Raw genomic sequence first — 19,497 nt, forward strand, 5'->3', positions numbered from 1 at the left:
GCTTCACCGGGGGCCCGCCATGAGCAGCGCCGTGTATCAGGACAGCAACGGCCTCAGCCGGTTCACCTCGTCCTTGAGCGGACCGGCGGGAACGTCCTCGAACACGGTCACCGCCAGATCGCCGTCTTTGGATTCCCAAATGCCGGCCACCCGTCCCTGGTGGAGGACGACAGGTGAGATCCAACCCGCTGCCCGGCTCACCTGGCTCCTGTGCACGGCGGGTACCAGATAGGTCGCGCCGGTCCCCGCTCCTAGCACGTACTGGTCGAACGCACCGAGCAGCCGGACGGACGTGGTCGGCTCAGTGTCGAGCAACTCGTCCCTGTGCTCTTCCAAGACGTACATGGGCACGCCTTCGACCTCGACGGTGGCCAACCCATCCTCAGCAGCCGCGAACCACGCTTTGACGTCCCCCTTCCGGTTCTGCTTGCGCATCAACCAGTTGTCGAACATGTCCGGGGTCGCCGGACCGTGGGCGCCGAGGTATCCGTGGATGACGGTGCGGGCGGCGTTCTCCATGGACGGCAAGCCCGTCCAGCCTGGCAGCCAGTGCGCCGGTGAGGTGAAGGTGACCCTGGTTCCTTGAGACGGTCCGTAGCAGAGCACGCCCCACCACGCGAGCGGCTTGAGGAGCGTCCCCCAGCCGGAGCCGAGCACCTCGGCGAGATGCTGCGAGCCCGTCTCGTCGACCACGGCTTGGGCGAGTTCCTCGCGGGTGAGCGCGGCGCCGCCCGACAGCGCGTCGGAGGCGGCCGCGGCGATCGCCTCCAGGTCTGCCGGTGTGGCACCGAAACTCCGCTGCCAGCTCGGCTTCTCCCAGTTGCGGACGGCCGAGCACAACACGAGATGGGCGGCGGCCTCGTCCGAGGGGAGAAGATGCAGGGTGCCTCGCGCCGCCCAGGTCTTGACGAGCGTCCTTTCATCCAGCAGCGCCCGTGCGACCGCACCGGCCGCAGGAGTCCGCTGACGCACCGCGACGGCGAACTCGGCCGCGGACGCGACCTGCGCCTGCACACCCGCGAGTCTCCGGGCGATCTCCAGCGGGGACGCGTCCTCCGCCGTCTCGACGAACTGCCGCCGCATCCGCCAGGCGAGCACCTGATCCCACGTCACCGAAGACATGTCCCGATTACATCGCAGCCCGCCGACACCGAGGCCCGCGGGTGAACGGCGGTCAGGCGAGGCGGTGGGCCAGGTCGTTGAAGGCGTCGCGGACGTCGTCGGTGGTGAGGAGCGTCAGGTCGGCGGCGGTCGCCGCGGAGCCGAGCCGCGCCGCCCGGAGGGCGCGGCATGCGCACGCCTTCTCGTACATGGAGCGGGCGAAGCGTCCGTTGCCCAGTTCGTCGATCCGGCCGGTCCCGCAGGCGCGCTGGAACACCAGGGCGAGGTCGTCGAGGGCGCGTTCCTCCCATTGGTCGCCGCCCTGCTCGGCGATGAGCTGCGCGATGCGGAGCAGTTCGTCCGGCCCATAGGACGGGAAGTCCACGCGCACGTCGAAGCGGGAGGCGAGCCCAGGGTTGGACGACAGGAAGCGGCCCATATCGGCGTCGTATCCGGCCAGGATGATGACGAGGCGGTCTCGGTCGTCCTCGGCACGCTTGAGCAGCGTCTGCACGGCCTCCGCACCGAAGGCGTCACCGCCCGAATAACCCGCGTTGCTCAGCGCGTACGCCTCGTCGACGAAAAGGACACCGCCCAAGGCCGAGTCGACGACCTTGTTCGTCTTCAGGGCGGTGGCCCCCAGATGCTCACCGACGAGGTCGGCGCGCTGCGCCTCGACCACCTCCGGACGGGCGAGCAGGCCCACCGCGGCGAAGATGCGGCCGAGAACCCGCGCGACGGTGGTCTTGCCGGTGCCGGGCGGCCCCGTGAAGACGAAGTGGCGGGTCGGGGGCCGGGTGACCAGGCCCTGCTCGTGCCGCATCCTCGCCACCTGCAACTGGGCCGCGATCTCCCGGACCTGCCGCTTCACCGGCTCCAGGCCGATCATCATGTCGAGCGAGGCGAGCGCCTCGTCCAGGGTGGGGGTCTCGGTGTAGCCGCGGAATCGTTCGGTGACCTCGGCGAAGGCGGTCTCGACGTCCTCGGCGCGCACGGTGACCAGGTCGGCGGCGGTGGGTCTGGCTGGTTCGCCGGAGGACGAGACGGCTTCCACCACGCGTACGTCCCGCGCGCGCGCCGCCGCCTCGGTCAACGACCTGACGAATCGACCGTTACCCAGGTCGTCGATGATGCCGCGCCGCTCGACCTCGTCGAAACGGGCCGCGAGCCTGCCGCGGGCCTCCGCGTCGAGACGGTCCTCGCGGAGGCCGGTGTGATAGTCGGCGATCTGCAGCAGCTCCGAGGGACGGTAGGACGGGAAGTGCACACGGGTGCCGAACCGAGAGGCCAACCCAGGGTTGGAGTCGAGGAGCTCGGCCATCTGCGCGTCGTATCCCGCAAGGATGATGACGAGGTTGTCGCGGTCGTCCTCGGCACGCTTGAGGAGCGTCTGGACCGCCTCGTCACCGAACCGGTCGGGTTGCCCCTCGGCGGAGTTGACCAGGCTGTACGCCTCGTCGATGAACAGGACCCCGCCCAGGGCGGAGTCGACGAGCCGATTGGTCTTGATGGCCGTCGCTCCCAGGAACTCACCCACGAGGTCGGCGCGGTGCGCCTCGACCAGAGCGGGCTCCGGCAGCAGCCCGAACGCATAGAAGATCTTGGCCAGGACGCGGGCGACGGTGGTCTTGCCGGTACCGGACGGCCCGACGAAGACGAAGTGCCGCATCGGCTTCTCGGTGGGCACCCCCGCGGCGGCGCGCATGTGCGCGGCCTCGATGGATGCGGCGATGGAACGGACCTGACGCTTGACCGGCTCCAGCCCGATCATGTTCTCCAGTTCCGCGAGCGCGTCCGCCACCGAGATGTCCGGCGCCCCCTCCGTCCGTCGTTCCGGTGGCGCCGGGCGTTCGGGTACGGCCACGGCATCTGCGGCCTGTGCGGTGGCGCGCTGGTCATGAGTCCCTTGCGCGGCCGCCGTACCGCTGTTGCCGGTACCGCCGTCTTCACCGGAGCCACGCCGGTCGGGCTTGGCCGGACGGTCCGGCCGTTCGGGCTTCGGCCCCGTCATGCCGTCCCCCTTCGGGCTCGCCTGTTCCTGCACCCACCCCGTCTCGTAGGCCTCTGCTGGGACCGTGCGCCTTGCCCGGTCCCAGCGGTAGGCGAGAACGGCCAGTGCCGCCGCCCAGCCCGGCGCCACGCTCGCCTCCGGAAGCGCATTGACGGTCGCGGCCGACGTCACCCCTGCTGCCGCCAAGGCCAGGAGGGCCGTGCGCCACGGCGCGTATCCGCGCAAGCGGAAGGCGACGAACGCCACGGGCAGGGCGAGGACCCCGAGAAGCAGTGCCGGGCTCAAGTACGGCGGGTTCCCCTTGTCGGGGTAGAGCCCGCCCAAGGGCACCGATAGGGCCAGCCAGGACACGATGACCGCGACGACGGCCATCCCCGTCGGCGACCGCAGCATCAGGTGAAAGACGACCAGCAGGATCACCGTGAACGCCGCCGCGCCGAGGATCGGCCCCTCCAGCACTACGGTCGCCGACAGCACGAGCGCGGCGAGCAGCAGAGCGCCGAGGAACCTCAGTCCAGGAGTGACCTGGAAGTAGCGCCACCTTAGGCGCTCGAAAAGATCCCGCGCCGCGGCGCCCCTCGCCGGGCGGGAGCGGGACCTGCCGAACAAAGTCATCAAGAGCGAGTAAAGCGCAGGACCGCCCGGAACGGGACTCCCCGTGCCCGGTTCGTTGAGTCACGCCGGTCCGGCCTGGTGCGGAGCAGGGCGCGCCTCGCTCCCGAGACCAGGTCATTTGTACTGTCCAGAAGTGGATGTTCGGCTCTGCAACCGGCATCGGCCCGCGCATACCGTGTTCCCGTGAACGAGGAGCCGCAAGTGACCTCCTGGAAGGGCACCCCGAAGCGACGTGTTCCCGACCTGGACTTGGAGCAGATGGACAGGCGCGGCCCGGGCGGCCTCGTGTTCGTGTTCTGGCTCGTCATCCTCGTATGGCCGGTGTGGGACATGGTGCAGGGGCGGACCCATCCGCTGTGGCTTGCGGCCTTGGCTCTCGCCCTGTTCGCGTCCCTCCACTCAGCGGTCGTCCATACCGCGTTCGATGGGCGCTACCCGATGCGCCTGCCGATCGCGTTGCTCGTCGCCCAAACGGGAGTCGCGGTTTGGGGCGCCCTGGTTTTCCAGGGACGGTGGTACACCCTGTTCCCCCTGGTCGGGCTCGCCACCGGGGTCGTCGTGGGACACCTGCCCCGCAACTCGAAGGGACCGGAGCTGCACATGCTCATCGGCATCGGCTCGGTCTCGTCCCTGAGCGCCCTGATCGGCTGGGCGAGCGGGGAGGACGGCGGCGCCCTGGCCGCCAACTGGTACGGAACCGTGACGGCGGGGATCGTGACCGCGGTCTTCCTTCGGCTGTCCATCGTCATCGGGCTGCTGCGCGACGCCCGGGAGCAGCTCGCCGACGCGGCCGTGGCGCGCGAACGGCTCCGGTTCTCGCGTGACCTGCACGACCTGCTCGGCCACACGCTGTCGCTCATGGTGGTCAAGGCGCAGGCCGTCCGCCGCATCGCCGAACGCGATCCCGCGGTGGCCGCCGAACAGGCCGCCGACATCGAGACCGTGGGGCGCAAGGCCCTGGAGGAGGTCCGCCAAGCCGTCAGCGGCTACCGCGGCCGCGGGCTGGCCGAAGAGCTGGACGCCGCCCGGATGGCACTGGCCGACAACGGCGTGGACGTCTCCGTCCGGCGTACAGGCCCGCCACTGCCGCCCCAGCCGGACGCACTGCTCGGCTGGGCGGTGCGTGAGGGAGTCACCAACGTCATCCGGCACAGCGACGCCGGCCGCTGCGAGATCACGCTCCGGAGCGACGATGACGGCGCCGTCCTGGAAGTGAAGGACGACGGAACCGGAAAGGGCGGAATCGGCGGATCGGGCGGTCATGGTCTGCGCGGCCTCTCCGAGCGGATGGAAGTGGTCGCCGGCACCGTCCAGGCCGGCCCGGCGCCGGACGGCGGCTTCCTGCTCACCGTCACCATCCCCGTCACGGCGGCCCTGGACGCCGGTGGACAATGAGCCACGTGATCAAAGTTCTGCTCGCCGAGGACCAGGGCATGATGCGCGGCGCGCTCGCGCTGCTGCTCGGCCTGGAAGAGGACGTCGAGGTCGTCGCCCAGGTCGGCGACGGTGCACAGGCCCTGTCCGAGGCGCTGCGGACGGAACCGGACGTCGCCGTGCTCGACATCGAGATGCCCGGGCGCAGCGGCCTGGACGTCGCCGCCGACCTGCGCCGGGAGCTGCCCGCCTGCAAGGTCCTGATCGTCACCACCTTCGGGCGCCCCGGATACCTGCGCCGCGCCATGGAGGCGGGTGCGAGCGGGTTCCTGGTCAAGGACGGACCCATCGAAGACCTGGTCGCCGCCCTGCGACGTGTCCTGGCGGGTGAACAGGTCGTGGATCCCGCGCTGGCCACCGCCGCGCTGTCGGTGGGGCCGAACCCGCTGACCGAGCGGGAACGGGACGTGCTGACCGCCGCGGCGGACGGGGCGACCATCGCCGACATCGCCGGGCGGCTGCATCTCTCGGAGAGCACCGTCCGCAACTACCTGTCCGCCGCGATCGGCAAGACGGGGGCGCGCAACCGCATCGAGGCGGTGGGCACCGCGCGCCACAACGGCTGGCTGTGAACGGCCGCCTCCGGGCATGCGGGGCGACGCGGCCCTACGATCGGTCGCGCAGGCCGTTCCGCCGTCTGAAGGAGACCTCTTGACCGACTCCACCGGTGCCCTCCCCGGGTTGGTCCCCTCTCCCGCCGCCGCCAAGAGCGCGCAGCGCGCCGCGTGCTACGAGATCGAGGATGAGCTGCGGGCCGCACCGTCCGGGAGCGGCCGTCCGGTCGTGATCGCGGGTGTGGACGAGGTCGGACGCGGCGCCTGGGCGGGGCCCGTCGTGGTGTGCGCGGCGGTCACCGACCTGAGCCCGCCTCCGGCCCTGCCGGGACGCGGGAAGAAGACGATCGCGCTGACCGACTCCAAGCTCCTCACCCAGGCCCATCGCGAGTCGTTCGCCGGGATCCTCCCCGGCTGGCTGGCCGGGCACGCCATCGGCGCGTCCAGTCCGCAAGAGATCGACGAAGTGGGCATGACCGAAGCGCTGAAGCGCGCCGCCGTCCGCGCTCTGGAGTCACTGCCCGTACGGCCCGACGTGGTCATTCTCGACGGCAAGCACGATTTCCTCAGCCGGCCCTGGCGGGTCCGGTGCGAGATCAAGGCGGACCAGAGGTCGGTCACGGTCGCGGCCGCCTCCGTCTTGGCGAAAGTCCACCGTGACCGGCTCATGGCCGACCTCGACGGCGAATTCCCCGGTTACGGGTTCGCCGCCAGTGCCGGGTACCCGTCGCCCGTCCACCAGAACGCTCTGGAAGAGCACGGGCCGACGCCGCACCACAGGCTTTCGTGGTCCTATCTGGACGGCCTTCCACGCTGGCGGCACATGAAGAAGCACCGTGACCCGCTCGCCGGAGAAGGGCAGCTCAGCCTGCTGTGAGCCGGCCCCGCGCGCGTCCAGGAGTCATCTCCGATGACCCGGGTAAGGCGGCAGCAAAGGGAGGTGGATGCCATGGATGCCGTCGTCAAGAAGCTGCTGCACGAGTCGGGTGAAACCTTCGCCGAGGAGGCCGGCATACCGCTGAAGGACCAGCCGGCCGCTCTGTTCAAGCTGCTCGTCCTGGCCAACCTGCTGAGCGCGCGCATCTCGTCGGAGATCGCACTCGCCGCCGCCCGCGAACTGTTCGACGCGGGAGGCGGGACGGCGCGGGGGATGACCAAGCTGACGTGGCAGGAACGCGTCGACGCGCTCGGACGCGGTCACTACGTCCGCTACGACGAGAGCACCGCATCCCGGCTGGGTGACATGGCGGAGATGGTCCAGGACAAGTACCAGGGCGATCTGCGCCGGCTCGCCATCGATGCGGGGCGAGACCCCAAGAAGGCGGCGGATCTGCTGCAGGAGTTCCCCGGCGTCGGCCCCACCGGCGTGGACATCTTCTGCCGTGAGGCCCAGGCCATCTGGCCGTGGCTCCGCCCCTACGTCGACGACCAGGTGAAGAAGGGCGCCGAGCGGCTCGGCCTGCCCACCGACACGGACAAGCTCGCCTCCCAGGTGCCGGACAAGGATCTGGCCCGGCTGACGGCGGCGCTCGTCCGGGTGGCCCGGGACAAGAAGCTCGCCGAGCACATGAAGGCCGCGTGACCGCGGGCCACCCTGGCCGTCGGCCGGCCGTCAGTCCTTGCCGCGTGAGGCGACCCACTCCAGGTTCCAGTTGTACGCCTGGTCGACCGTCATCTTGCCCCAGCGCGGACGGCCGGGCGGCGGGAGGACGAACCGGCCCTCACGGCGGACGACCAGTTCGCCGTTCACGTTCTCGATGAGGGCCAGGACGGCGTCACGGGACGCGTCGGTGCAGTCGTCCATGCGCATGTCGATCGGGGGCGCGCCCACCGGGAACAATGTGGCGACCGCGTCCAGGCCGCGGAAGTCGTCGGCGCCGTCGTAGATCTCCGCGAACACGAGGATCCGCTTGAAATCCGCCTTGTGGTCGAGGTTGATGTGGAGGTTCTCCCCCGTCTCGACGGCACCGGTGCGGTCGTCCTTGTCGAGCTGGATGAAAGGCGGACGGTCCAGCGCGCCCATGTCGCCGAGCGCGTGGATGATGCCCTTGCGGCCGTCCTGGAGTTCCCAGAGGCAGCACAGGTCGAGGTCGAGGTCGACGCCGCGGCGGCGCTTGCCGAGCCGCCCCTTGGCGACGCCCTCACGTGCGGTCCAGTTGAGGTTGACGCGCATGTGGCCGGTCGTCGCGCCGTGCTTGGTGAGCGACACCGACGGCGCGTTCTTCGTCAGAGAGATCTTGCCGCCGGGCTGCTGCTGCGGCTGTTGCGGCGGCTGCTGAGGCTGTTGCGGTGCGTACTGCCCGGGCGGGGGCGGGGTGTACTGGCCTGGAGGCGGAGGGTACTGGCCTGGCGGCGGAGGAGGCGCGTACTGGCCGGGGGGAGGCGTGTACTGGCCGCCGGGAGGTGGCGGGGGTGGCGTGTACTGGCCGCCTGGGGGCGGCGGTGGCACGTACTGGCCTCCGGGCGGCGGAGGCGGCGCGTACTGCTCCTGCGCGGGCGGAGGCGGAGGCGGCGCCTGCGGCTGCGGGGGTGCCGGCGGTGCCTGCGGCTGCGGCGGCGCGGGCGGGGGCGGGGGCGGGGCCGCCTTGCCGGGGTCGTCCACCGAGATCCCGAAATCGGTGGCCAGGCCGGCGAGACCCGAGTCGTAGCCCTGCCCCACCGCACGGAACTTCCACGCACCCTGGCGGCGGTAGAGCTCACCGAGCACGAACGCCGTCTCCGAGGTGGCGCCCTGGCTGTCGAACCGGGCGACCTCGGTTCCGGCCGCCGCGTCCACGACGCGCACGTACAGCCCCTGGAGCTTGCCGAACGTCCCGCCGTCCGAAGACGCGGCGATGACGATCCTGTCGATGGCGGGCTCGACCCTGTTCAGGTCGACGGACAGGACGTCCAGGACGGTCGGCCCCTGCTGCTTGCCTTCATGCCTGACCGCGCCGGACCCGTGCGCCGGCTGGTTGTAGAAGACGAAGTCGTCGTCCGACCGCACCTTGCCGGTGTCCGCCAGCAGGAGCGCCGACGCGTCCGCGTCGGGCACGCCGGGGCCGCTCTGCCAGCCGAGCTCGACCCGTACCGAGGGAACCGGCACCGCGGTGTTGGCACCCTTCTGCATCGACATGAACGCTCCTCATCATCGACCGATGTCACCAACCTACGGGCAGACGTGCGGCCCCCGCGACCTGCTGCCATGAGAGGAGGACGCACGACGGGGCCGGTGAGTTCCGTCCGGTACCGCGCGGGGCCTCAGCCGGACAGGTCGGTGGGCGGCGCACCCGGAAGCGGCGCCGGTTCGGGGGTGCGAAGGCCGTCCAGGACGATCCGCAGGTTGCGGTCCCACTGGTGCTCGCCCGCGTGCAGGCCCACCGTATGGTCACCGGTGGAGACGGAGACCAGCAGGAACGCGACGTCCTGCCAGGTGATGTCCGCGCGCATGGCCCCGGCTCCCTGGGCCCGCTCGACGAGCAGGCGGATCCGCTCGCGCAGTTCCGCGCGCGCGTGGTCGAGGGTGCCGCCCAGCACGTCGTTGATGTCGCACAGTTCGTTGCGGAGTCTCGTGTAGGCCGCGGCGAAGCCGCTGAAGCCCTCCCACGGGTCGGGATCGGCGAGTCCCTCGTCGCCCTGGGCGACGATCTCTTCGAGGATCTCGGCCATGACGGCCTCCAGGAGTGCCTCCAGCGTGCTGACCCGCCGGTAGAACGTCCCGACGCCCACCCCGGCGCGGCGCGCGATCTCATGGGCGGTGATCTCACCGCCCATTTCGCCGGCCGCTTCCCGGGCCGCCTCGACGAGACGCTCCACGTTGCGTCTGGCGTCGGCGCGGGGACGGCGGCCGGAGCCGTCGTCCAGCAGCCGGTCCACGGCGCTCTTGGTGCTCCGCATGAACCCGATTCTAGCCATAACCGGACTCATGCCGTCCGATTTAAGTGGACAACTCGCGTCCGCTTGCACTAGCGTTCCTTGAAACGGACGCGAGTTGTCCGTTTAGCGAAAGGGATTGATCATGGAATCGAGACCCGCGGGCTCCTCCGCCCTGAAGATCACCGCACTCGCCGCGGGATTCGTGATGGCGGGCGTGGACGCCACGGTGATGCAGATCGCCGGGGCGACGATCCAGGAGCGCCTGGACGCCTCCCTGAGCCGGCTCACCTGGGCCGTCGACGGCTACGTGCTGACGTTCGCGGCCCTGTTGATGCTGGCGGGCGGTCTCGCCGGCCGGCTGGGCGCGCGGAGGGTCTACCTGTCGGGCATGGCGGTCTTCTTCACCGCCTCCGTCGCCGCCGCCCTCGCCCCCACGGTCGACGTGCTCATCGCGGCGAGGCTCGTCCAGGGCGCGGGCGCGGCTCTGTTCATGCCGAGTTCGCTGGCGCTGCTGGTCCAGGCGTTCCCCGATCCGCGCCGGCGGACCCGTGTGCTCGGCCTGTGGTCGGCGATCGTGGCCTCGGCCGTCGCGCTCGGCCCGACGATCGGCGGTGTCCTCGTGAGCACGCTCGGCTGGCGGAGCATCTTCCTGATCAACCTGCCGCTGGGCGTCGCGGGCATGGCGCTGACCCGCCGATTCATCGCGGCCGCCCCTGGGCGTCCCGCCCCGCTGGCCGTTTCCGGGCATGCCGCGCTGATCGCCGGGCTCGGCGCGCTCAGCTTCGCGCTGATCGAGGGACCGCACCTCGGGTGGGCCTCAATCCCGGTCCTCACCGCGATCCTGGTCGCCCTGGCCACCGCCGTCCTGCTGCCCCTGAGAGAGCGCCGCGCCCGCACGACCGTCATGCCCTGGGCGATGTTCCGCAGCCCGCTCTTCACCGGCGCCAACGCGGTGGGATTCCTGTTCAACGCCGCCCTCTACGGCACGCTCTTCCTGGTCGGGCTGTACTTCCAGCACGCCGCGGGCTCCGGCCCGCTCCGCGCGGGCCTGCAGATCCTGCCGCTGACGATCTTCATCCCGCTCAGCAACCTGGCCTTCGTGCGCCTGTCCGCGCGCATCGCGGGCGGACCGCTGCTCACCGCCTCCCTGCTGCTCGCGGCCGCGGCCTCCTTCACGCTGACCACCATCACGCCCGCGAGCCCCTACTGGACGACGGCGGCCGCCCTCGCCGTGACCGGCATCGCGGGCGGCATCACCTCCCCCGCCATGACCGCCGTGATGGTCGACGCGGCGGGCCCCGAGAACGGCAACGTCGCGGGCTCCGTCCTCAACACGGGCCGCCAGATCGGCACACTGATCGGCATCGCCGTCATCGGCGCCGTCCTGGGCGCGTCGTCCGGCTGGACGACCGGCGCCGAGATCTCGTTCTCCCTGATCGGAGCCGCCTATATCGCCGCCGCCCTCGCGGCCTGGCGCCTCATCACCCGTCCCGAACGAGCCACACGCCGCCTCCGGCACTCCCGGCCCGAAACCGCAGAGGCATCCCCGCAGCAGCCGCGGAAGACAGTGCCGCACCTCGACGGCTGAGGCGGGGATCAGGGGACTCGGGCGGTCCAGTCGGAGGTGCTGAACTTGTCCGTCACGTACTTCTGGGCCAAGCGGAGTTCGTCCTCGCGCACGCCGTCATGGGTGAGGCCGTAGCGGCCGCGGAAGTGGGCGATCATGCGGTCGATGATCTCCTCACGGGGAAGGCCGGTCTGGCGGCGCAGCGGGTCCACGCGCTTGACCGCGCTGGCGATCCCCTTGTCGGAGATCTTCTCCCTGCCGATCCGGAGCACCCGCAGCATCTTGTCCGCGTCGATGTCGTACGCCATGGTCACGTGGTGCAGCACGGCGCCCGCGGCGAGCCGCTTCTGCGCCGCACCCGCGATCTTGCCCTGGTCGGAGGTGATGTCGTTCAGCGGCTGGTACCACGCCTTGATCCCGAGTTCGCCGAGCGCGCCCAGCACCCAGTCGTCGAGGAACGCGTAGCTCTCGGCGAACGACATGCCCGCCACCAGCGTCTCCGGCGCGTACAGCGAATAGGTGATGGTGTTGCCCGGCTCGATGAACATCGCGCCCCCGCCGCTGATGCGGCGGACCACGTCCACGCCGTACGTCCCGGCCGCCTCGGCGTCGACCTCGTTGCGCAACGACTGGAAGCTGCCGATGACCACCGCGGGCGACGCCCACTCCCACACCCGCAGCGTCGGCGGGCGGCGTCCCGCGCCGACCTCCTCGGCGAGGACCTGGTCGAGCGCCATGTGCAGGGCGGGCTCCTGAGGCGGCTCATGGATCAGCCGCCAGTCATGGTCGCGCCAGTCGGACGCCCGCGAGACGGCCCGCCGCACCGCGATGCCCACCGCCTCGGCGGTGATGCCGAGCATCACCGTGTTCCGCGGCAGCCCCGCCTGCACCCGGACACCGATCGCCCGGGCGTCGAGCCCCGCAGGCAGACCGTCCAGGGCGGTGTTGATCGCCTCCAGGGCCTCGTCGGGCTCCAGGAAGAAGTCGCCGCTGATCCTCGGTCCGCGCAGCAGCCCGTCCACCACATCGACGTCGGCGACGACGAGCTTGCCGCCGGGAACCTTGTACTCACCGTGCATCACGTAGACCTGAACCCCGCCGCGCCGCACTCGATTCCGCGTGTCTCCCAGGGCATCGGCGAGCACGCGTGTCCGGAAGCGGATGCCGGGCACGGTGCGGTGACCGGGTGCGCGCCCGCTACTGTGCCGGAAGCCGAACCACTGGAGGGGGCATGCCGAAACCGGGGAGGCCGGTCCGCGGCTCGACCGGCGGCCGTCCGCTCATGGCGGCCCTCGACCTCTTCGGCCGGCGCTGGACGTTGCGCGTCATCTGGGAGTTGCAGGACGCCCCGCTCGGCTTCCGCACCCTCCAGCAGCGTTGTGACGACATGTCGTCCAGCGTCCTCCGGCAGCGTCTCCTCGAACTGATCGATGCGGGCCTCGTCCAGCAGACCCCGGAGAACCGGTACGCCCTGACCACGCTCGGCCAGGACGCCCGCGAGGCGCTTCGCCCGCTGTCGCGCTGGTCCGACCGATGGGCGGAGGCACTGGAAACCGACGCACCGGCCACCGACCTCGACTGACACCGGGGCCTTGCGCTTCTATTTCCGAAGCAGCACACTGCTTCTGTTATCGAAGCACAGGAGAGGAGCGCCATGCCGCGCATCGCGCCGCTCGACCCCCCGTACGACCCCGAGATCGCCACGGCCCTGGCCAAGTGGATGCCGCCCGGCGTGGCGCACGACCCGCTGGTCCTCTTCCGCACCCTGCACCGGAATCCCGAACTGGCGTCCCGCATGCGCGTCCTCGGCGCCGGACTGCTCGCCCACGGCCGGCTCCCCGACCGGGACCGCGAGATCGTCATAGACCGCACCTGCGCCCGCGCCGGCTGCGAGTACGAATGGGGCGTCCACGCCGCGACGTTCGGCGAGACCGTCGGGCTCGGCGACGAGCACCTGCGGGCGACCGTGTCCGGCGCGGAGGCCCCCTGGTCACCGAGAGAACGGCTCCTGATGGCGGCGGCCGACGAACTGTACGACTCCGCCCGGATATCCCGGTCCACATGGGACGCTCTGGCCGGGCACTACGACGAACCGCAGCTCCTGGAGCTCCTGGTGCTCGCCGGCTGGTACCGGAGCATCAGCCAGCTGATCAACACACTGGAGATCGACAACGAGTCCTGGGCTCCCGGCTTCCCCGCCACCCTCGCGGTTCGTGGTGAGCGGCCGGGGCATGTTGAGTGACGGCGTTCTGGGAGGGCGGTTCGGTGAGCAATCTTGATGTCAGGCCAAAGCCGGTCGAGTGCGGAGGACGGGACGATGTGCCGGGACGGCCGGTCCACGAGCTGCTTCCGCCCCGGCGCGTTCCCCTGGGTGAGAGCACGGTCGTCCGGCGGCTGCTGCCCAGCCTGGGACGCCGGATGGTGGGCGCCTGGTGCTTCGTCGATCATTACGGGCCGGACGACATCACCGACGAGCCCGGCATGCAGGTTCCGCCGCATCCGCACATCGGGCTGCAGACGGTGAGCTGGCTGCACGGCGGTGAGGTGCTGCACCGCGACAGCCTGGGCAGCCTGCGGACCGTCAGCCCGAGGGAACTCGGGCTGATGACGTCGGGCCGCGGGATCGCGCATTCGGAGGAGTCGCCGCGCGGCCACGGTCCCGTCCTGCACGGGGCTCAGCTCTGGGTGGCGCTCCCCGGCTCGGACCGCGGCACGGACCCGGCGTTCGAACATCATGCCGACCTGCCCGTCGTCGACGGCCCCGGGTTCAGCGCCACCGTGATCCTCGGGGAGCTGGACGGCGCCGCGTCCCCCGGCACGGTCTTCACCCCGATCATGGGTGCGGACCTCGCCCTGCGGGACGGGGCCGACGTGCGCCTGCCCGTCGACCCGGACTTCGAGTACGCGGCGCTCACGATGTCCGGGATCACGGAGGTCGACGGGATGCGCGTGGAGCCCGGTTCGATGCTGTACCTGGGTTCCGGCCGCCGCGAACTGCCCCTCAGAGCAGATGGTGCCAGCGGTCTCGTGCTCCTGGGAGGCGAGCCGTTCGAGGAGAAGCTCGTCATGTGGTGGAACTTCGTCGCCCGGACGGGTGAGGAGATCGCCCGCGCCCGGGAGGACTGGATGACGGGCGACCACTTCGGTGCGGTGCGCGGCTACGACGGCGCCCCTGTCCCGGCTCCCGCGATGCCCGCGACGCCTCTGAAGGCCCGTGGACGCGCCCGCTGAGGCGGTGGTCGTGGAGGGATCTCATCAGGACGCCCAGCATCAGCGCCCCGCCGACGATGGCGAGACCGTGGACGACCGCCGCCACGGCCGGATACTCGGCAGGCGTGTAGCCGCCCGGGCGGAGCAGTAGCACCGCCAACTTCCAGCCGCCCCACGCGAACAGGGAGCCCGACGCGGTGAACCCCAGCGTCATCGGCGGCCAGACGGGCAGGTTCGGCCGCGCGGAGGCGACGGCCAGGACGCTCCAGACCCCGAGGAGCGCCCAGAGCGCCGAGTCCCCCAGCAGGAGTCGCGCGTTCTGGTCGAGGAGGTCACGGTGTGCCGGGTCCAGGCCGAGGGTGCCGCCGCCTGACCAGTAAGTCCAGAGGACGGCCGGGACGGCGGTGACCGCGCCCGCCGTGCGCGCCCGCCGGACGGCGGTCCGCGGACGGCCGGCGAGACGTCCGAGGAAGGCCGCCGGCCACCGTTCCCGCATGTAGATGGGGAGGGCAATGGCGACGCCTACGGCCATGCCGGTGAAGCCGATGCCGATGAGCATCAGTTCCCAGGAGGGAACCGAATCGCCGCCGTCCCCACCGGCGCTCTCCCCATCGCCGCCTAGCACAGCGCTGACCACGCCGTAGGGCATGAGTGGGACCAGGAATCCACACCCCATCCAGGTGAAGAACACCAATGGCGCGGCTGGGATCCGCCATTTCCGGCCTTGAGCCAAGACGACGCCCAGCGCGATCCCGGTCGCGGCCATGCCGACGGTCACCACGTTGAGCACGACCCAGTCCAGGCCGCCGAACTCCGCCGGGACGCTGCCGAGCAAGGCGGCCACCACCCAGACGATCTTGACGGCCAGATACAGCGACAGCGACGCGGCGGCGCCGTACCCGGCGAGCCGCCGCACCGCGTTCCAGCCCGGCCCGACGGCTCCGGGCATCTGAGGCGTTTCCGTCATGATCGGAGCCTGTCGTCCGCCGCCCGGACGGCGCCTCCCCCGCACGGGTCGCCCGCCTCCCCCGTGCGGCGGAGGGGCCGGTCCTAGCGGTCGGCGGGGAGGAACTCGTCGAGGGCGTCGGCGACCAGGTCGGGACGTTCGAGGGTCTGCATGTGAGGGGTGCCCGGGAGCTCCCGGTAGGTCGAGCCGGGGATGCGTTCGGCGATACCGGACATGATCTCCGGGGTCGTCGAGGCGTCCAGCTCGCCCGCGAGCACCAGCGTCGGGAAGTCCTCCTTGGCGAGGCGGCCCTGGACGTCCACGCCCCTGAAGGCCCGCCAGGCCGCGGCCCAGTCCGCGCCGTCGAAACGGCGGATGTGCTCCCGTGCGTACCGGACGCCCCACGGGTTCGTGGCGAGTGCGGCGGGCGTGAACCAGCGCGTCAGCGTCGGGACGACCTGCGCCTCCATCCCGTCGACCTCCCCGGAACGGGCGCGGCCCTCGAACGCGTCGAAGGCGTGGTCGGTGGTCGCGAGCAGGGCCAGCGATGCGACGCGTCCGGGTGCGCGGACGGCGGCCGTCTGCGCGATGCCGCCGCCCATCGACAGGCCGACGATGTGTGCGCGGTCCACGTCGAGCGCGTCGAAAACGCCGAACATGTCCGCGGCGAGGTCGTCCATGGTGAACGGACGGGGTGCGCCGGCGGCCGCGCCGTGTCCGCGGAAGTCGTAGGCGAAGACTCTCCGGCCGTTGGAAAGCCGTTCCATGACCGGCTCCCACATGCGCCAGTCCACGCCCAGGGAATGCGAAAGAACGACCGCTGGTCCGTGGTCGCCCTTCTGCGCGACAACGGTCTCGTGGTCGGCGAGCGCGACGCCGCGCATCTGCGGCGGGTTCGGAATGCCCTGCTCATCCAGAACGCCTTGGACGACGGCGAGTGCGTCGAGCGCGCGCGGGAAGCCCGCATACACCGAGAGGTGCTCGCAAAGGGCCAGTAGTTCGGACGGCTCGACGCCTTGCCGAAGCGCCCCGCGCACGTGGCTGGCGAGACGGCCTTCGGCACCTCCCAAGGTGGCGATGACGGCGACGGTGGCGAGTTCACGTGTGCTGCGGCCCAGTTCAGGACGGGCCAAGGCCCCGCCGAACGCCCCTTCCACGACGGCCTCGAACATCTGCGGGGATGTCCGGAGCACCTCAGGGAGTGCCTCCTCGGGCTTTCTTCCCATCAGCCCCTCGTACTCGCGTCGTCCACGCTCACCACGGTTCATGTCGTGCCCCTTTCAAGAAGTCCGCGTTAGGCGGAACACGACAATCTTCATGCCGCTAGAAGCTAGATGTCCAAGACTTAATGAAGCTGTCGGTCATATCCATCTCTTATCACCCGGAGGACCACGGTCCGGCCGAGACGAGATCCGGACGGCCCGCCATGAAGTCGATGAAGGCGGCCAGGGCGGGGCCTGGCCGGCGTCCCGCGGGCCAGGCGAGCGACGGCGCCCAGACCGGTTCCGGGTCGAGCCGGACGACACCGACCGGCTGCCCCGGTTCCTCGGCGACGGAACGCGGGACGACGGCCGCGGCCAGCCCCACGCTCGCCATGGCCCGCGCGGTGCTGTACTCCCGGGTCTCGAACCGGATCCGCGCGGTCGCGCCCGCGTCCGCCAAGGCCGACAGGACGATTTCGCGGATCACCGAGCCGGGCGGGTAACAGACCAGGTCGATGCCGTCCAACGCCGGGACGGGCACCCTGTACCTGCTCGCGAGCGGCGCGGACGCCGAGGTGATGAGAACGAGGGGTTCCTCGCCGAGCGGAAGGGAGTCGAGCCGCCGCCCCTCCTCCTGCGGCGGCAGCCGGACGACGGTCGCCGCGTCGAGCCGTCCACCGTGCAGGCCCGTGACCATCTCCTCGGTGTTCATCTCCCGCAGTTCCACATCGATCGCCGGATACTCCCCGGAGAACTCGGCGAGCAGGCGGGCGAGCCTCGCGGTCAGCCCGCGGGCGCCGCCGAGGCGGATGCGCCCGCGCGTGCCCTCCGCCCAGCCGCGCATCTCGTCCTCGACCGCCGCGATGTCGGACAGGATCCGTTCGGCGTGCTCCAGCAGGGCGGACCCGGCCGGGGTCAGCGCCACCCGGTGGTTGTTCCGTTCGAAGAGCGCGATGCCGAGCTGCCGTTCGAGCTTGCGGATCTGCTGCGACAGCGCGGGCTGCGCGATCTGCAGCGCCTCCGCCGCCCGGGTGAAGTGCAGCTCACGCGCGACGGCCCGGAAGTATTCGAGCTGGCGAGAACCCATCATGCAGTCAGCATCTCACCAGAACCGAATGTCATGCGTTGATCGTCTAGCTGAACTCGCGTGGCCATCGCCTAGGTGCGTACCCGCAAAGGTGTTAACAGAGGGGTAACGGGCCACTCACGACACTCCCGTTCATGCATTCCGAGGCAGGGCCGCGCCCATGAAGCGCGCGGGGCTTCTCATAACCGCGACGCTCACAGCGGTCGCGATACTCACGGCCGGTTCCACGAGGGTCGCCCGCGAACCCGCAGCCGTCCCTACGATTGCCACGACGACCCCGACCCCGAGGCGGCAACCGACGGCGCCCACGTTCACCGATTCCGAGCGCGACGCACTCACCCGCGCGATCCGCCGATATCTCGACGGCAGACCCGTGCATCTTTCGGTGGCAGCGCGCGATCTGACGACCGGCCTCTCGTATTCCTATGGAAAGAGCCTGCGCACCGCGACGGCCAGCATCGTCAAGGTCGACATCGTCATCGCGCTGCTCCTCCAGGCCCAACGCGAGGAACGCGGCCTCACGTCCGCCGAGAAGGCCCTGGCCGAGCGCACGATCACGGTCAGCGACAACGACGCCGCCACGGCGCTCTGGCATTCGATCGGCGGCGCGGACGGCCTGGCATCCGCCAACCGGAAACTGGGCCTGCGCGACACCGAACCCGGCCCGGGCGAGTCCTGGGGCTCGACGACGACGAGCGCGGCCGACCAGATCCGGCTCCTCGCCGCGCTCACGTCCAGGAAAAGCCCGCTGCATTCAGCGAGCCGCCGCTACCTCCGCCACCTGATGCGGAACGTGACGCCGGAACAAGCATGGGGAGTGAGCGCGGCGGGATCCGACGCCGAAGTGAAGAACGGCTGGCTTCCCCGCGAAAGGCACGGCGGCGCCTGGACGGTCAACAGCATCGGCATCGTCCGGCAGGACGGCCACACCTTCCTGCTCGCCGCCGTCTCCGAACGCGACAGCACGATGCAGAGCGGAGTCCAGGCCATCGAGCACATCGCCGAGACCGTGACCGCCGCCCTCGCCCGCGCCTCCCGCGACACCTGAACAGGCCCCTTCACCTGCGACGTTCGCGATATCCGCACAAGGGCGGTCATACTCTCCGTCTGAACCGGGCCCAGTTCCCCGCCCTGAAGGAGTCGACGGCATGCGCTCTCGACCGCTGTACGACGTCATCGCAGTCCTCGCACGGCTCGGTGTGGGAATCGTCTTCATGGCGCACGGCTGGCAGAAGATCGAGGCGGGCATCAACGAGACGAGCCGCACGTTCGACGGGCTCGGCGTCCCGCTGCCCACCGCGGCCGCCGTCTACTCCGCGTTCGTGGAACTGCTGGGCGGCGCCGCGCTGATCGTCGGCCTGGGCCTGCCGGTGACCGGCGTCCTGCTGTTCCTGGACATGGCCGGCGCGTTCGCCTTCGTCCACGCCGACCAGGGCCTGTTCATGGTGGACGGTAACCGCGTCCGCAACGGCTACGAACTGGTCGTCGCGCTCGGCATGGCCAGTCTGCTGTTCGCCGCGGGCGCCGGCGGGCGGCTGACCCTCGACCAGTGGGTCATCGGGAAGCGGCTGCGCCGCCCGGACGACGAGGACGAGGAGGACGCGGCGAGTTTCGTCGCCTCCCTCCGCCAGGCCGAGACGAAGCCCGTGAAGAAGCCGCGGTCACCGCGTCAGCTCAAGAGCCCCGCACCGGCGCCCGGGCCCGCCGAAGCCCCCGAGACCTCGGGCAAGGACACCGGCGTCGCCGAAGGCTCGGCGGACGACGTACTGGTGGCGGGCCGCCGCAAGTCCCAGCGGCGCCGCGCTTCGACGACCCAGCCGATCAAGCGCGGCGACGACAAGGACCCGTCCGCCTGACCCGCCCCGGCCGCCTCCCCGACGCACGGAACGGCCGGGACCCCGGCGGAAACCAGGAT

General features: G+C 70.9%; 17 protein-coding genes. 10 read left to right on the forward strand and 7 right to left on the reverse strand.

Annotation, left to right across the window (positions count from 1 at the left end; genetic code table 11):
- Positions 1-36 precede the first annotated feature (36 nt).
- Both ACQPXG_RS33105 and ACQPXG_RS33110 read right to left on the reverse strand, forming a co-directional pair.
- Positions 37-1,122: a winged helix DNA-binding domain-containing protein gene (locus ACQPXG_RS33105; protein ID WP_433463069.1), complete on the reverse strand. Its 1,086-nt coding sequence runs from the start codon at positions 1,120-1,122 to the stop codon at positions 37-39.
- Between the two features lie 52 nt (positions 1,123-1,174).
- On the reverse strand, positions 1,175-3,727 hold the full coding sequence (locus tag ACQPXG_RS33110; RefSeq protein ID WP_433463070.1) for an AAA family ATPase: 2,553 nt from the start codon (positions 3,725-3,727) through the stop codon (positions 1,175-1,177).
- Positions 3,728-3,910: 183 nt separating this feature from the next.
- Between ACQPXG_RS33110 and ACQPXG_RS33115 the strand changes: the two genes are divergently transcribed.
- From ACQPXG_RS33115 to ACQPXG_RS33130, 4 genes are all read left to right on the forward strand, one after another.
- Positions 3,911-5,122 (forward strand): sensor histidine kinase, encoded by a 1,212-nt coding sequence (locus ACQPXG_RS33115; RefSeq protein WP_433463071.1) that lies wholly within the window; start codon positions 3,911-3,913, stop codon positions 5,120-5,122.
- A 5-nt stretch (positions 5,123-5,127) separates the two neighbouring features.
- Positions 5,128-5,733, forward strand: a complete 606-nt coding sequence (locus ACQPXG_RS33120) for a response regulator (RefSeq protein ID WP_433463072.1) — start codon at positions 5,128-5,130, stop codon at positions 5,731-5,733.
- 109 nt (positions 5,734-5,842) lie between these two features.
- Complete coding sequence (locus ACQPXG_RS33125) at positions 5,843-6,592, forward strand: ribonuclease HII (protein ID WP_433470089.1); 750 nt, start codon at positions 5,843-5,845, stop codon at positions 6,590-6,592.
- Positions 6,593-6,664: 72 nt separating this feature from the next.
- The gene (locus ACQPXG_RS33130) at positions 6,665-7,297 is read left to right on the forward strand and encodes an endonuclease (protein WP_433463073.1); all 633 of its coding nucleotides are present in this window, start codon (positions 6,665-6,667) and stop codon (positions 7,295-7,297) included.
- A 30-nt stretch (positions 7,298-7,327) separates the two neighbouring features.
- On the opposite strand, the gene ACQPXG_RS33135 is transcribed toward ACQPXG_RS33130, so the two are convergent.
- Both ACQPXG_RS33135 and ACQPXG_RS33140 read right to left on the reverse strand, forming a co-directional pair.
- Positions 7,328-8,830, reverse strand: a complete 1,503-nt coding sequence (locus ACQPXG_RS33135; RefSeq protein ID WP_433463074.1) for a TerD family protein — start codon at positions 8,828-8,830, stop codon at positions 7,328-7,330.
- Between the two features lie 125 nt (positions 8,831-8,955).
- Positions 8,956-9,591, reverse strand: a complete 636-nt coding sequence (locus ACQPXG_RS33140; protein WP_433463075.1) for a TetR/AcrR family transcriptional regulator — start codon at positions 9,589-9,591, stop codon at positions 8,956-8,958.
- Between the two features lie 121 nt (positions 9,592-9,712).
- Here ACQPXG_RS33140 and ACQPXG_RS33145 point away from each other — a divergent pair, with 121 nt between their 5' ends.
- The gene (locus ACQPXG_RS33145) at positions 9,713-11,158 is read left to right on the forward strand and encodes an MFS transporter (RefSeq protein WP_433463076.1); all 1,446 of its coding nucleotides are present in this window, start codon (positions 9,713-9,715) and stop codon (positions 11,156-11,158) included.
- A gap of 8 nt (positions 11,159-11,166) precedes the next feature.
- Here the strand turns inward: ACQPXG_RS33145 and ACQPXG_RS33150 are convergent, their stop codons facing one another.
- Positions 11,167-12,216 (reverse strand): lipoate--protein ligase family protein, encoded by a 1,050-nt coding sequence (locus tag ACQPXG_RS33150; RefSeq protein WP_433463077.1) that lies wholly within the window; start codon positions 12,214-12,216, stop codon positions 11,167-11,169.
- Between the two features lie 152 nt (positions 12,217-12,368).
- On the opposite strand from ACQPXG_RS33150, the gene ACQPXG_RS33155 reads away from it, so the two are divergent.
- From ACQPXG_RS33155 to ACQPXG_RS33165, 3 genes are all read left to right on the forward strand, one after another.
- On the forward strand, positions 12,369-12,719 hold the full coding sequence (locus tag ACQPXG_RS33155) for a winged helix-turn-helix transcriptional regulator (protein ID WP_433463078.1): 351 nt from the start codon (positions 12,369-12,371) through the stop codon (positions 12,717-12,719).
- A 72-nt stretch (positions 12,720-12,791) separates the two neighbouring features.
- Entirely contained in the window at positions 12,792-13,379 is a 588-nt protein-coding gene (locus ACQPXG_RS33160) for a carboxymuconolactone decarboxylase family protein (RefSeq protein WP_433463079.1), read from the forward strand.
- A gap of 23 nt (positions 13,380-13,402) precedes the next feature.
- On the forward strand, positions 13,403-14,368 hold the full coding sequence (locus ACQPXG_RS33165) for a pirin family protein (RefSeq protein WP_433463080.1): 966 nt from the start codon (positions 13,403-13,405) through the stop codon (positions 14,366-14,368).
- A 1,029-nt stretch (positions 14,369-15,397) separates the two neighbouring features.
- Here the strand turns inward: ACQPXG_RS33165 and ACQPXG_RS33170 are convergent.
- Both ACQPXG_RS33170 and ACQPXG_RS33175 read right to left on the reverse strand, forming a co-directional pair.
- Positions 15,398-16,561: an alpha/beta fold hydrolase gene (locus tag ACQPXG_RS33170; RefSeq protein ID WP_433463081.1), complete on the reverse strand. Its 1,164-nt coding sequence runs from the start codon at positions 16,559-16,561 to the stop codon at positions 15,398-15,400.
- Between the two features lie 109 nt (positions 16,562-16,670).
- Entirely contained in the window at positions 16,671-17,585 is a 915-nt protein-coding gene (locus ACQPXG_RS33175; RefSeq protein WP_433463082.1) for a LysR family transcriptional regulator, read from the reverse strand.
- Between the two features lie 382 nt (positions 17,586-17,967).
- On the opposite strand from ACQPXG_RS33175, the gene ACQPXG_RS33180 reads away from it, so the two are divergent.
- A complete protein-coding gene (locus ACQPXG_RS33180; RefSeq protein ID WP_433463083.1) occupies positions 17,968-18,630 on the forward strand; it encodes a serine hydrolase in 663 nt (220 codons plus the stop codon).
- Positions 18,631-18,730: 100 nt separating this feature from the next.
- Positions 18,731-19,438: a DoxX family protein gene (locus ACQPXG_RS33185; RefSeq protein WP_433463084.1), complete on the forward strand. Its 708-nt coding sequence runs from the start codon at positions 18,731-18,733 to the stop codon at positions 19,436-19,438.
- Positions 19,439-19,497: the final 59 nt, after the last annotated feature.

This window comes from Spirillospora sp. CA-128828 (assembly GCF_050945415.1).
Classification (GTDB): Bacteria; Actinomycetota; Actinomycetes; order Streptosporangiales; family Streptosporangiaceae; genus Spirillospora.